This window comes from Erwinia sp. ErVv1 (genome assembly GCF_900068895.1).
Taxonomy (GTDB): domain Bacteria; phylum Pseudomonadota; class Gammaproteobacteria; order Enterobacterales; family Enterobacteriaceae; genus Erwinia.
Genome location: NZ_CDPK01000001.1, coordinates 317,473 through 331,681 on the forward strand (window position 1 = coordinate 317,473; position 14,209 = coordinate 331,681).

Annotated in this window: 9 protein-coding genes; 1 reads left to right on the top strand and 8 read right to left on the bottom strand. The window is 55.6% G+C overall.

Going from position 1 to position 14,209, the window contains the following annotated elements:
• Positions 1–80: 80 nt before the first annotated feature.
• From A1830_RS01335 to A1830_RS01345, 3 genes are read right to left on the bottom strand one after another with little or no spacing between them, the layout of a single operon-like run.
• Entirely contained in the window at positions 81–2,435 is a 2,355-nt protein-coding gene (locus A1830_RS01335; RefSeq protein WP_067700589.1) for a GNAT family N-acetyltransferase, read from the bottom strand.
• A 1-nt stretch (position 2,436) separates the two neighbouring features.
• Positions 2,437–3,729 carry a lysine N(6)-hydroxylase/L-ornithine N(5)-oxygenase family protein gene (locus tag A1830_RS01340; RefSeq protein WP_067700592.1) on the bottom strand — a complete coding sequence of 431 codons (1,293 nt, stop codon included), beginning with the start codon at positions 3,727–3,729 and terminating at the stop codon, positions 2,437–2,439.
• A gap of 10 nt (positions 3,730–3,739) precedes the next feature.
• Complete coding sequence (locus A1830_RS01345; RefSeq protein WP_067700595.1) at positions 3,740–5,293, bottom strand: pyridoxal phosphate-dependent decarboxylase family protein; 1,554 nt, start codon at positions 5,291–5,293, stop codon at positions 3,740–3,742.
• Positions 5,294–5,865: 572 nt separating this feature from the next.
• On the opposite strand from A1830_RS01345, the gene A1830_RS01350 reads away from it, so the two are divergent.
• Positions 5,866–7,404 (top strand): HrpF/NolX family T3SS translocon protein, encoded by a 1,539-nt coding sequence (locus A1830_RS01350; RefSeq protein WP_231877548.1) that lies wholly within the window; start codon positions 5,866–5,868, stop codon positions 7,402–7,404.
• Between the two features lie 186 nt (positions 7,405–7,590).
• Here the strand turns inward: A1830_RS01350 and glmS are convergent, their stop codons facing one another.
• The 5 genes from glmS to A1830_RS01370 all read right to left on the bottom strand — a co-directional run bounded on the left by glmS (position 7,591) and on the right by A1830_RS01370 (position 14,082).
• On the bottom strand, positions 7,591–9,423 hold the full coding sequence (gene glmS / locus A1830_RS01355; protein ID WP_067700598.1) for a glutamine--fructose-6-phosphate transaminase (isomerizing): 1,833 nt from the start codon (positions 9,421–9,423) through the stop codon (positions 7,591–7,593).
• A 180-nt stretch (positions 9,424–9,603) separates the two neighbouring features.
• Entirely contained in the window at positions 9,604–10,974 is a 1,371-nt protein-coding gene (gene glmU / locus A1830_RS01360) for a bifunctional UDP-N-acetylglucosamine diphosphorylase/glucosamine-1-phosphate N-acetyltransferase GlmU (protein ID WP_067700602.1), read from the bottom strand.
• Between the two features lie 217 nt (positions 10,975–11,191).
• Complete coding sequence (locus tag A1830_RS20985; protein WP_082804056.1) at positions 11,192–11,521, bottom strand: type II toxin-antitoxin system ParD family antitoxin; 330 nt, start codon at positions 11,519–11,521, stop codon at positions 11,192–11,194.
• Positions 11,522–11,704: 183 nt separating this feature from the next.
• Positions 11,705–12,394: a DUF2931 family protein gene (locus A1830_RS01365; RefSeq protein WP_067700605.1), complete on the bottom strand. Its 690-nt coding sequence runs from the start codon at positions 12,392–12,394 to the stop codon at positions 11,705–11,707.
• Complete coding sequence (locus A1830_RS01370) at positions 12,391–14,082, bottom strand: phospholipase effector Tle1 domain-containing protein (protein WP_067700607.1); 1,692 nt, start codon at positions 14,080–14,082, stop codon at positions 12,391–12,393. Before A1830_RS01370 ends, A1830_RS01365 begins: the two co-directional genes overlap by 4 nt.
• Positions 14,083–14,209 lie beyond the last annotated feature (127 nt).

The window sequence follows — 14,209 nt, forward strand, 5'->3', positions numbered from 1 at the left end:
AAATATCTGCACAGCGGGGCGTAATACCGCGCCACGTTGTTGCCTACCCGGCTACGCCGTGCGCTCTTTTGAACGGCAGGTTAGCGCCAGCGGGCAATCGGGTTATCCAGCGTCCCGGCAAACTTCAGGTTCTCCGCCGGGTCGGTCAGGTTAATCATCTGCTGATTGTTCGCCAGCTGCAGGCGGTTCAGGCAGGAGCGGGTGAACGCCGGAGCGAACAGGTCGTAACGGGCAAACTTACTGGCAAACTGCGGATGCGCCTGCTGATACTCTTTCACGCAGTCGGCAACGGCCTGCCAGAACCTCTCTTCCGACAGCGTGCCGGACTGGTGCAGGACGGCGCTGATAAAGCGGAAAATGCAGTCGAAAACGTCAGTAAATATCGACAGCAGCTTGAGGTTTTCCGGCACGTCCACCGCCAGGCGCTGGACCTTCTCAGGCAGTACCGCATCCGGGTTCATGACGGCGATCTCTTCACCGATATCCTTCATATAGGCGCTAACGGGGACGTTGTTTTCCAGCAGCAGGATCAGGTTTTCCCCGTGAGGCATAAAGACCAGGTCATACTGATAGAAGCAGTGCAGCAGCGGGCTGAGGTAGCAGGTCAGATAGCGCGCCACCCAGCGTTCTGCTGACAGACCGGAATCGGCGATCAGCGCGGGCAGTAGCGGCTGCTGGTGTTGATCAACGTGCAGGAAGGAGGCCATGGTCATCAGCCGCTGGCCCGGTTGCAGATCGGCGACCGGGTTGTCCCGCCACAGGGCTGCGAACATTTTCTTATAGGCCGAGTCACCCTTAATGGCGCTTTCGTAGTAGCGATTGTGGTAGCCCACGGCCGCTACCTCACGCAGTATGCGGAAGTCACAGCGCTGTAGCCACGCATCCTTCGCCACCAGCTCTTCCAGCCATTCATTAATCGCCGGCGTGGTAGCCATATAGTAAGGCGACAGGCCGCGCATAAAGCCCATATTGAGCACCGATAACGCGGTTTTCACATAGCGTTTAGTGGGCTGACTGCGGTTAAAAAAGGTGCGAATGGATTGCTGAGCCTGGTACTGGTCATCGCCGGTGCCGAGGTAAACAATATCATGACTGGCAATATCCGCAGCAAAGACGGTCAGCAGTTTGTTCTGCCACTGCCAGGGGTGAACCGGCATAAAAATATAGTCATCGACCGGCAGCGCTTTCTCCGTCAGCAGCGCGTTGAAATGGTCCAGGGTTGACTCCCCCAGCTCGTCGCGCATGAGCTGCTCGTATTCCAGCGTGCTGATGCTGGAAAAGTGCGCGTTGCGCAGATGCACGGCCACCCAGACGAGGTTAACTGGCGTGGCGGCTTCCGGCGCGAACGCCAGGTAGTCGCGAGCATCAAAGCCAATGCGACCATTGTTAGCAACAAAACAGGGATGGCCTTCGGTCATGGCGGCCTCAACGGCCTGAAAATCCGCTTTGACCAGCGCCTGGCTGTCCGGGTTGTTCTTCTGCAACTTGTAGACGCTGCTGCACAGCGTGCTGCTGATCTCTTCCATGTAGGTCGCCAGTAGCGCCTGCGGAATGTTTATCTGCTCATTGAATTCGACAATGAACTGCAGGGCGTCCAGCGTCAGAGGATGGCCGTTCTCCTGTTTAATCAGCGAATCAGCCTCAATTTCCCAGTGATCCAGCGCCAGGCGGTGTGCTTTGAACAGGTATTGCGCTTCGCCACCCGGCACGGCGAGCACGTAACGCCCCTCGCTGGCTTCGACTGGCGTCACGATTTTTTCATGGGCAAATTCGGCAATCGCTTTGCGGATAAGCAGACGGTTAGCCTGCGCCCAGTTGTCACCTGACAGATGGGTTCCGGTCAGTAACGGCGTGATGTTATTCATATTCAGCGATTCCCTCATTAAGGCTTGTTGATAATCTTCACGCTGGCAGAAGGCCAGCCAGGCGGTTTTGTGGCCCATATCAATGGTGTGCTGGTAGCGAAAACCCGCGCGCTTGTTGAGTGGATGAATTTTGTTATTGCGTACGTCCGGCTCGACGACCACGCGGCCTACCCCGGGCTGGCTAAACATGTAGTCCATCACCACGTTGAAAACCTGCCAGCTGAACTGCTTAACCGGCCTGCTGGCGGGCGCAATCAGGATATGCATCCCGTAATCATCGGGCTGTGCAGAGTAGAACTTGCCGACCTCGTCCTCGCTGGCACGGTAAAACTCCATCAGGAACACCGGCTCCTCATCGCAGCAGCCAATGAGCGCGGCGTGTGGATGGGCGGCCGTCAGCCGTTGATAAAAGGCCGCGACCTGTTCAAGGCTGTCGTGTTGCATCCCCCAAAAGCGGGCATAGTCGCGGGTGACCCAGTCGTGAATGCGTGAAGCATCTTCGGCGCGCAGCGGCCGGAGCGTAAAATGACCCGCCGGACGGGCGGTACTGAAAAGTGGGCTCTGAGACATATCAACGTTCCGATTGTGCCGGGAAGGTCTGAAAAGCAATCTGCCGTTCGATGGGATAGATTTCCCGCCCGGTCAGCTCGCGCAGTAAGACGGAATTACGGTAGCAGGCCATCCCCAAATCCGGGGTGACAAAGCCGTGCGTATGCAGCTCGGCGTTCTGCACGAAGACCTGATTATGGTTATCGATGCTGTAATTACGCTGGACGTCGTAGCGGCCTTTCTCATCCCAGCGCAGGCGCTGTGCTATCCCCTCAATAAACATCGGCGGGCGATACTGGTAGCCCGTGGCCATGACGACCCCTTCGCTACGGCGGGTAAAGGCGCGATCCTGCTCCTGCTGATGCAGCGAAAGTTCGAATTCGCCCTCCGGCAGCCAGCGCATATCGGTTAGCTCGGAATGGGTAAAGAGATTAACGTCCAGCCTGCCATCAAGCTGTTTAACGTACATCAGGTCGTAGATGTCGTTGATCAGGCTGCTGTTAATGCCTTTATAAAGGTTTTTATGGCGCGCGTTGAGCTCGTCCCGTTTTGCTGGTGACAGGCTGTGGAAGTAGTCAATCCACTCCGGCGAGGTCATTTCCAGCGTCAGTTTGGTGTATTCCAGCGGATAGAAGCGTGGCGCACGGGTAATCCAGTTCAGCTGATAGCCAAAGCGGTCGATTTCCGTTAGCAGATCGTAATAGATTTCAGCCGCGCTCTGCCCGCTGCCCAATACGGTGATCGAACGCTTTTTCTGGAGCTGTTCTTTATTTCTGAGGTAGTCGCTTGAGTGAGTGAAGCGGTCGCGATGCGGGCGGCTACACTCCGGCATCCACGCGCTGGGGCCGGTGCCCAGTATCAGGTGGCGCGCCAGCCATTCCTGCTGTTTGCCGCTAACCGTATCAAGGGTACGCACGCGATAGCATTGCCGTGCATCATCGTAGCTCACGTAATCCACACGCGTATTCCAGCGCAGGTTACTCAGCTGAGAGCAGGCCCACTGGCAGTACTGATTGTACTCTTTACGCATCAGGAAAAAGTCTTCACGAATGTAAAAGGAGTATAATTTCCCTTTCTGCTTCATGTAGTTAAGCAGGCTGTAAGGACTGGTGGGATCGGCGAGCGTCACCAGATCGGCCATAAACGGCGTCTGCAAATGGGCACTCTCCAGCATCATACCGGTGTGCCAGTCAAAGCCGGGATTTTGATCGAGGAAGACGCCGCTCAGCCCCTCAACCGGCTCGCTCAGACAGGCCAGACCAAGGTTAAAGGGACCAATACCAATGCCGATAAAATCATAGAGAGTGTTATTCATAACGGAGTTCTCACTGGTTAGCCGCATTCAGCGCAGCGTCCCGCGCCCGCTCACGGCCATAATGCACAATCAGCGCAATGACATCTTCAATGTCAGCCGCCGTGGTGGTGGGATTTAAAAGCGTAATTTTCAGATACTGACGACCCTCAACCCGGGTGCCGGCGATCACCGCATTGCCGGAGCGGAACAGCGCCTTACGGATGCTGGCATTGATCTCATCAAGCTGTGCGTCGCCCATGCCGGGACGGGGTACGTAGCGAAAAACCTGGGTAGTCAGTTCTGGCGCATGAAGAACCTCCACGCAGGGATGGGCGCTCAGCAGCTGATGCGCTTTTTGCGTCAGGGTCAGAATGCGATCAAAAGCCTCACCCAGCGCCGATGGCCCCATAATGCGCAGCGTCAGCCACATTTTTAGTGCGTCAAAACGGCGGGTGGTCTGGATACTTTTATTGACCAGGTTTGGTGTGCCTTCCTGCTGCGCGCTAAGCGGGTTGAGGTAATCCGCATGGTGCGTAACGTGACTCAGGTGCTGCTTATCACGCACAAAGAACGCGCCGCAGCTGACGGTCTGGAAGAACGACTTGTGGTAATCCACGGTCACGGAATGGGCTTTTTCAATGCCGGAGAGGCGCTGGCGGTGATTTTCCGACGCCAGCAGGCCGCAGCCGTATGCTGCATCGACGTGCATCCACAGACCGTAGTGCTCACAGAGGGTGGCAATATCGTCAAGCGGGTCGATGCTGCCAAAATCGGTGGTGCCGCTGGTGGCCACGATGGCGACAGGGATCAGGCCCGCCTGCTGGCAGCGCTGAATTTCCTGCTCCAGCTGAACGGCATCCATGCGGTAATGTTCATCATGATCCACCGCAATAACGGCATCGTAACCCAGCCCCAGAATCGCCATCGATTTCTGAATGCTGAAATGGCTCAGTTTTGAGGTGAAAACGCGCCACTTAACCGCATCCGGCGGCAATCCCTGATGCTTAATCAGGTGGCCGGGATGATGTGCCGCACACCAGCTGTCTCGCGCCAGCAGCATCGCCATCAGATTGGACTGGGTGCCGCCGCTGGTGAAGATCCCGTCAGCGGTGGACGGCAGGCCAATTCGGCCCAGCGTCCAGTCAATGACCTTCTGCTCAATCAGCGTGCCGCCTGCGCTCTGATCCCAGGTATCCACGGAGCTGTTTACCGCCGCCATAATTTGCTCGGCCAGCAGTGACGGCAGCACCACCGGGCAGTTGAGGTGTGCCACGTATTTGGGATGGTGGAACCAGACGGCATCGCGCAGGTAGAGGCGTTTAAGCTCCTCCAGCGCCGCATCGTTGCTGCCCAGCGGCCGGTCGAGATCGACATCGCTAAATTCCGCAGCAAGCTCGTGAGGCAGAATACCGCTGAACGGTTTTTCAACGCCTTTCAGCGTGCGGGTCATCAGCGCCAGCACGTCCTGCGTCTGCTGTGCCCAGGCCGACAGCTGCTGGTCATTAAAAATATAATCCTGAGGATCGGTAGCGCTATGAGGCAGATGCAGGCGAGGCACTGCCTGAGTTTGCGAACGTAAGACCATACCCTGTTCCCTTATTGAAGACATAAAAGGCCCTGCCGCCATCTGAACATGGCAGCGCTATACGCCTGGCGACGAGTCGCGAGTGTTGATTTGTCAGTACCTGACAGGAAGGCTGAAGCGCTACGATCCAGCACGATAGTTTTTCTACCTGTTAAAGATAAAAAAACGACACTTTGTGTGGCTTTAGCGCACCATCCTGCTATTTGTTATTGAGAATAGTATTATAAATAATAATCATTATCATTCAACACCATTAATGAGACAAATTTGTTATAAGTGTTGTTAATGATGTAAATGTGATTTGAATCACAAAAACGGACTGCCGTTTAGGGTTTTGGCATGAAACAAAATCCATTCGGGAAAAGCGGCAATATGCGGACGCGGGACATAAGGGGGAGCGCTGTCTGGGAAGCGATAAGGGAGGGGATAAATACCACCCGATGGAACCTTTGCCTTTTGTCGCCCACTTAGTGCTCATACTTTGTCCAACTAAGGAATGAGTTATGCGCCTTTCTGGTTTTTCATCACAAAATCTGACGACGCCGCACAACAGGAATCCTGGTAATGAGGGAGTGAGCACCCCGTTACAAGGCGCATCAACCCGGCTGGCTGGAAACGGCTTTTCCGTTGTGTCACGTCTACCGTTAAGCGGCGATGGGTCCTCACTCGCGACGGGCGAAAAAACGGACAGCGAAGCAGGAACGGCGCTTCCGTCGCAGAGCAATACGTCCATCGATTCCCTGCTACAACAGATAATGTCGTTAATAACGGGCAGCCTGTCTGGCGGTGGCACGTCAGCTTCATCCACATCCGACAGCAGTGCTGAAGAAAATCCACTGTTTAGCCGCCAGGATGGGCAGATGTCCTTTGCGCAGGCGACCACCACGCTTGGCCGCCACGAAGATTTGCTCAAAAAACCGCTCGACCGTGAGGGGCTGGAAAAACTGCGCGACGACCCGCAAACCCCCTCCGATGCGAAACAGGCGCTGAGTACGATACTGGATAATCCGGAGATGTATGCGGCGCTCGATCAGGCTAAAAATGGAAAATCCGACGGTAAAATTAGCGCGAAAGATATTCAAACGGTGCAGCAAAATCCACAGATAAGACGCTATGCCGATGCCAAAGCTGAAGACTACACACACAACTATGTTCCCTCTGATGCCGAGCCGGGTTCCGCCTCGCGTGAGATGAGCGCAAATGATGCGATGCGTGAGCTCTATCTCTATTCAGAAAGCCTGCCGAAGAACATCAGTCAGGAAACGCTGCAAAAAATCGCCGATGGATCGCAGGATATGGGCAAATGTCCGCCTCAGGTCGCCGCCGCCGCGAAGTTCTTTACCGATCATCCCGATCAATGGCAGCAGCTAACCAGGAAGGATGACCCTTCCGCCAGCGTCTCACGGGACCGTTTATGTGACCTTGCGTCTTACAATGTCGCGCTCTCTCCTCAGGAGCATAACGCACTGGAAACGGTTAAAAATAACGAAGACATTTTCTTTAAGGGCGGCGGAATTAAGAAAGACAAGCTGGTGGATATTGCCAACGACTCCAGCAACAGCCAGGAGGTGCGCGATGCGGCAAATCTGCTCAGCCAGCCTAACTCCATGCTGTTTTCCATGCTGGATAACGGCAAGCACGGCGCGGGCGGTAATTTCTTTAATGAAGCGAACGATAAAAATATCAGCAAGGGCGATGTGGATGCCTTTATTCGTAAAGGGAACAGCGCCATTGCCACACCGGATAAGCTCTCAAGGCCCTCACTGAACCCGGCCGATCTCTCTGCGCAGCAGGAGATGGCCGAAGGGCAGGAGACCCAGCCCGATGAGAAGAAAAAGAAAGGGGGCGGCTTTAAGAAACTGCTCGAAGCGCTGAGCTATGTCGTGAGCGGTCTGACGATATTGATCCCCGGCGTGGGTGCTGCGGGCCTGGCCGCAACGGCGGGACGCGCTGCCGCAACGGCAGCCATTAAAGAAGGCGTAAAAGCGGGGGTGAAAGAGGGCGCTAAGGATGCGGCTAAGGAGGGCGTTAAAAACGCCTTGCATGACGGGCAGAATGGGTCGGGCGACGCCTCTGAACTCAATTCCCCGCGGGTTTGGGCGCAGAGCTGACAATTTTTTCGCCCGGCATGGGCGCTGGCATATGGCCCAGGCCGATCGGCCAGGCGGCCTGAACCACCGCGTCTGATACCAAAAAAAACCGGCCATGCTTTTGCTGCATGGCCGGTTTTATACCCTTTAACCCCGGCTAACGCGCTGCCTGAGCACGATAGCCGGAAATGACACAGCGTTTAGGGCTTACTCCACCGTAACGGACTTCGCCAGATTACGCGGCTGATCGACATCGGTGCCTTTGATCAGCGCCACGTGATAGGCGAGCAGCTGTAGCGGAACGGTGTAGAAGATCGGTGCAATAATCTCTTCCACATGCGGCAGAGGGATAATTCGCATTCCTTCGCTGTTGCTGAAGCCCGCATCCCGGTCGGCAAAGACGTACAGCAGGCCGCCGCGCGCGCGCACTTCCTCAATATTTGACTTCAACTTTTCCAGCAGCTCATTATTGGGCGCAACCACAATGACCGGGATATCGGCATCGATCAGGGCCAGCGGGCCATGCTTTAATTCCCCGGCGGCATAGGCTTCGGCGTGAATATAGGAGATCTCTTTTAACTTGAGCGCCCCCTCCATCGCAATCGGGTACTGATCGCCACGGCCCAGGAAGAGGGCGTGATGCTTGTCGGAGAACTCCTCCGCCAGCGCTTCAATCAGCTTATCCTGCGACAGCATCTGCTCAATGCGGCTCGGCAGCGCCTGCAAACCGTGCACAATATCGTGCTCAATCTGCGCATCCACGCCTTTCAGGCGCCCTATTTTCGCCACCAGCATCAGGAGTACGGTCAGCTGGGTGGTAAAAGCCTTGGTGGAGGCCACGCCAATTTCCGTTCCCGCTTTGGTCATCAGCGCCAGATCGGATTCACGCACCAGCGAAGAACCCGCCACGTTGCAGATGGCCAGCGACCCCAGGTAGCCCAGATCCTTTGACAGGCGCAGCGCGGCCAGCGTATCCGCCGTTTCACCCGACTGGGAAAGGGTAATCATCAGGCTGTTTTTACGCACGGCAGATTTGCGGTAGCGGAACTCCGACGCAATCTCGACGTCACAGGGCAGATTGGCCAGCGCTTCAAACCAGTAGCGGGAAACCATTCCCGAGTTATAGGAGGTCCCGCAGGCGACAATCTGGATATGCTCAACCTGACTCAGCAGGTCGTTCGCCTTCGGCCCCAGTTCGGCGAGATCCACTTCACCCTGGCTGAAACGCCCGCTCAGGGTGTTTTTAATCGCCATCGGCTGTTCGTAAATCTCTTTCTGCATATAGTGGCGATACAGGCCCTTATCGCCCGCATCGTACTGGACATTCGATTCAATTTCAGCGCGCTGAACCTCTTCCCCTTCGCGGTTAACGATGGTGAAGTTACGGCGGGTGATTTCGGCGATATCCCCCTCTTCCAGGTAGACAAAGCGGCGGGTCACCGGCAGCAGCGCCAGCTGGTCGGAGGCGATAAAATTCTCACCCACGCCGCGGCCAATAACCAGCGGGCTACCGGAGCGGGCAGCGACCAGTACCGAAGGATCGCGACTGTCCATAATGACCATGCCGTATGCGCCGCGCAGCTGAGGGATCACCCGCAGCACCACATCGCGCAGCGAACCGCCCTGCTGCTTCTGCTCCCAGTGAACCAGATGCGCCACCACTTCCGTATCGGTTTCAGAGGCAAAGCGGTAGCCCCTTTCGATCAGCAGCTCGCGCAGCGGCTCATGGTTTTCGATAATGCCGTTGTGGACGATGATGATGTGCTCAGAGATATGGGGATGCGCATTGGCTTCAGATGGCTCGCCGTGCGTTGCCCAACGGGTATGGGCAATCCCGGTCCCGCCGACCAGAGGGATGGTTTCAGCGGCTTCCACCAGCTTCTGCACCTTACCCAGCCGACGCAGACGCGTGACCTGACCTTCTGCGGTGACCACGGCCACACCCGCAGAGTCATAGCCCCGATACTCAAGGCGACGCAGCCCTTCAAGCAGGATTTCAGCGATATCACGCTGGGCAACTGCACCTACAATTCCACACATAATGTTATTCCTGTCGTTATGGCCGTTCTGGCCATTAACTTTGTCTTCTGACCTGATAAGTCCGGAATTTCCGGTTCCCCGAGCCTTGTAGAGAGTGGGGATTATTTTTATTACTGCCTGACTGCGGGCGGTATTTTCCGCCCGGCAAAAAAAGTGGGCAACGCTGGCCCGGATACGGTGCTATTTTTTCTTCACTGGCCGCTGCCAGTCTGTTTTCAGGTTCTGATCTTTACGGTTATACACCAGCCCTTCAGCGATGACATCCTTCATCACCGTGGTACCTGCGGCAATGGTCGCGCCATCGGCAACCGATACCGGTGCCACCAGCTGGGTATCCGATCCAATGAAGACGTTATCGCCAATCACCGTCAGCGATTTATTGACGCCATCGTAGTTACAGGTGATGGTGCCGGCCCCAATATTGACGTTCGCGCCAATTTTCGCATCCCCCAGATAGCTGAGGTGCCCGGCCTTCGAACCTTTACCCAGCGAGGCCTTTTTCATTTCCACGAAGTTGCCTACGTGCGCTCCCTCCGCCAGCTGGCTGCCGGGCCGCAGACGGGCGAAAGGTCCAACGGTGCAGGCGGCGGACAGCTCCGCTTCTTCAATCACGCTGTAGGGGCTGATTTCGCAATCGTCATGAAGGGTGCAGTTTTTCAGTATACAGCCACTGCCGATTTTCACGCGGTTTCCCAGGGTGACTTTACCTTCAATAATCACGTTGGTATCAATGAGCACGTCGCGGCCGTGGATGAGTTCGCCTCTCAAATCGAAGCGTGACGGATCCGTGAGCATTACCCCTGCCAGAAGCAGCTTCTCAGCCTGTTCGGCCTGCCAGACCCGCTCCAGGGTTGCCAGCTGTAAACGGTTGTTAACGCCTTCGGTTTCGGTAGCCCGTGAAGGATGCACCGCCGCTATCGTGCGTCCTTCACGGTGGGCGAGGGCGATGATATCGGTAATGTAGTATTCACCCTGGGCGTTATTATTGGTCAGCTTGCTTAGCCAGCGCTTCAGGTCGGCACCGTTCGCCAGCAGGATACCGGTATTGATTTCATCAATGGCCAGCTGCTGCGCTGAGGCATCTTTCTGCTCGACGATACCTACCACCGAGCCCTCCTCACGAATGATGCGCCCATAGCCCGCTGGGTTATCCAGCACTACCGTCAGCAGGGCAATTCCCCCCTCAGGCTTCGCGGCCTGCAGGCGTTGCAGGGTGCCGACCGAGATCAGCGGCACGTCGCCGTAGAGCATCAAAATATCTTCATCATCGGTAAAGTGCAGCGCGGCCTGCTGCATCGCATGGCCGGTTCCGAGCTGCTCCGCCTGCAATACCCAGTTCAGCGCGGGGTCGGTCAGCGTGGACTGTAAGCGCTCACCGCCGTGACCATACACCAGGTGAATATGGGCGGCGCCAAGCTGGTTGGCGGCATCAATAACGTGCTGCACCATGGGTTTTCCAGCCAGCGGGTGCAATACCTTGGGCAGGTCTGAATACATGCGAGTACCTTTGCCAGCGGCAAGGATCACCACGCTCATTGAACTGTTAGACATAGAAATTCCGATCGTTCCGTTAATGAACTGAAGTAAAGCGCTTTAGCCGTGAGTTTACTACATTTTTCTCGGTCCGAAATTAGACGTATCTGTAGGGGTTTACTGATTTGGCCAACTGAACAGAGGCGATATGCTCACCTCAGAACAGCACAGGTGCACCAATGAAAAGAAGAAATTTTAGTCCTGAATTCAAACGTGAATCCGCTCAGCGGTGAGTTTATACACGATGTCTCAGCTTTCTTTGTGCTGCAATATCCCGTAGTGATAGTGAGCTTTCAACGCTTTCCAGCCCGGCAATAACAGCCTGGCGAATAACTTCATCGTTTGTTTCCTGTTGCTCCAGCAATCGCAGAGCAGAGCGCATAACTTCACTCGCAGAGCCGTAACGGCCACTGTCTATTAATCGACTGATAAACGAATCGAGTTGGTCGCCAATCGTAACGCTTGTTGTTCTGGCCATNGCAGAGCCGTAACGGCCACTGTCTATTAATCGACTGATAAACGAATCGAGTTGGTCGCCAATCGTAACGCTTGTTGTTCTGGCCATAACGAGCCCTGTGTGAACTATTAACGCAATGACAGGAATACCAGCTCATGGTTTCAACTAATACACCCTAACGGATTTTTGCCCCTTTCTGCCAGACCGGGTTTTTTCGTTTACTGAGCTGGAGATTACGCCCGAAAAAAAGGATCTCAAGAAGATCCTTTTGATTTTGTAGAGAGTTACCTCTTACCAATTACCGTATGGATAGGTTTTCCCTTTGATAAACTCGGGTGTTTTTCCGTAATAAACATACCCGTTAGGGTGCTTAGTTATCCCCTTGCATATCAACATATCATCTCCCGTCAGGGTGAACTGTCTGGCCGGGTGTTGGGGTACAACCTGATTACCGTTGTCCTCAAGCCAGATCCGCACCGTACCTCCGGGAGCCAGACCAATAATCATATTGTCCCGGTAATAAACCTGTCCAGGTTTGTAATTATCAGGATAAGCCGTTGTCATTTGTCGCCACGTTTCCCGATCAAACCAGATCTCCGTCTCATACGATTTTTTATCAATTACCGAGTCCCAGCACACTGACATCCTGACCGGCAGCGCCTTACCGATATTAAAGTTGGCAGAAAAACCGCCAACAACCCGACTCCATGCTCCCACGCTACTCTGGCTGGGTTCTGTCGGGTCAAGCCGCCGGAAGATGCTTTCCCGGATATCCCCGTCCTCCAGATACACCTGCGTCACCAGTGCGGGCAGATTTTTAGGGTAAAAAAAATTAAACTGCCAGTGATCGTAAGGCAGCTTTTTGCCCCACTGCTCTACGCCGTCCCCTGGCGGGGTGGTCACGCCAGCCCGCCTGTCGTGGCACCCCGTCAGTAACAGCAGTACCCCGAGCGCCCCCACAGCAATATGTAATGTTCTCATCCGAAAACCTTGTCCAGTGCATCCACATGAGCTTTTCGCTGCTCTTCCCACTGCTGCGGGTCGTCCATCAGCCACACCGTCCTAACCCACCCTTCACCCGGTGCGTTAGGCCAGACAAATGACCGCTCCCCCGTCGGCGCATAGTGATTCCGCAGGAAAACCTCCCCCGTTGACGGATCCACCCACAGGCTGCGGTCGGAATCAATATTCCAGTTCGCCGAGCAGTGCAGGTAACGCCCGATGATGTGCATTTCATCGGCGGTAAAACTCACCGGCTCACCGCCTCGTCGTACGGCGCGGCCCTGCGCTAACGCTTTATCGCACAGAGGAAGCAATTCCGCAGGAAGGGATGTATCTGGGTTTTCCGGATCGATATCCCCAAACATAACGCCAGCGTCCAGCGCCGCATCCAGCATCACCCGCAGGCTCACCTTTTCCCAGTCGTTCGGGATGGCCTCCCGGGTCAGAAACACCGCCGCCCCGGCTTTCTTCTCAAAAATATGCGCCCGCGCCTTGTCCCGGTTCACCAGCGGCCACGAAATCATCCGCGTTTTAACGTCACCGTGCGGCAGCAGGTATTTCAGCGCCGGCAGGCTGTAAAATTTCTCCCGCATCGCTTCCGTCTTCCGGTAAACCTCGGTACGAAGCTCTTCCGCATCATCGCGCACCACCTCAAAATCCGGCATGGTCAGCAGCGTATCCTCACTTTCCCCCGCGTTGTACCCGCCACCGATATCCGAGTGTACCCCCGGCAACGCCAGCTCCGGCCACATCCCTTTGATGCTGTTCAGGCTGAAGTTGTGCCGGCACTCGTGCATCGCGCTTATCTGAAACACCTTCTGCGCCACGGACGGCCGCAGTTCAAGGTTAACGCCGGGATTGCTGCGTCCATTGACGTTGTAGAAATTCTGCAGGCTGCCGATAGCGGCCACCGTGTCAAACAGCCCCATAAAGCGCACCTCTCCGGCTGCTTTTCCGTGGTGTCCTGCCAGATCCAGCCCTTTGTCTATCGCCGCGGCTACCGCCGTATCCTGCTTCATCACCCGGTTGGCAAAGTGGCGCGCCGCCGCCGCGCCCCGGCTGAACCCGAACACGTCAAACTGCACCTTCGCTATCGCTATCTGGTCGCGGTTTAGTTTGATAAAGCGGGCCAGCTCGGCGCTGATATTATCCAGCGCCTCATCCGTCTTCGTCACCACCCCCTCAAACTGCCTGATCAGACTGCTGCCCAGCGCCATCCCGAACAGGGCATCACTTTTGCCATCGGCCGTACCAATACCGCTAACGTAGGCTTTTACCTGTGCCTCTGTTTCGCTGTTTGTGAGTTCATCACTCCGCTGATAAAGATCGTAAAGCCGGGATATATTGGTCAGCCCGCCCTGCCAGCTCTGATTACTCAGACCCTGTTTTGCGCGGGTCTCGTATTCCGCACAGGCTTTTGCCCGCGCCTCACTCACCAGGTTTGCGCACTGTGCGTAGGCCAGCCGCAGGTCGTTCGAATTATTTCGGTTGTTGCCGGTACCGTCAAAGAACACGCCCACCGTCAGCGTCACGCCCCTGACCGGCACTTTCCGACACTGGACGGTTTTTACGGTCCCGATAGCGCTGGTCCGGAGGGTGCTGTCCCCGACAATTTCATACCGGTAATAGCCAGTATCACACGGTACGTCTTTTTCGTCTGTCGCCATAAAAAATCCCTTTAATCTGAAAGGTTAAAATCACCGCATCATACCCCCGTCCGTCCTTAACCCAAATCAGTCCGCTACAGCTCCAGCGACGGCCCCGGATACTCCCATAAAACCACACATCGTCCGC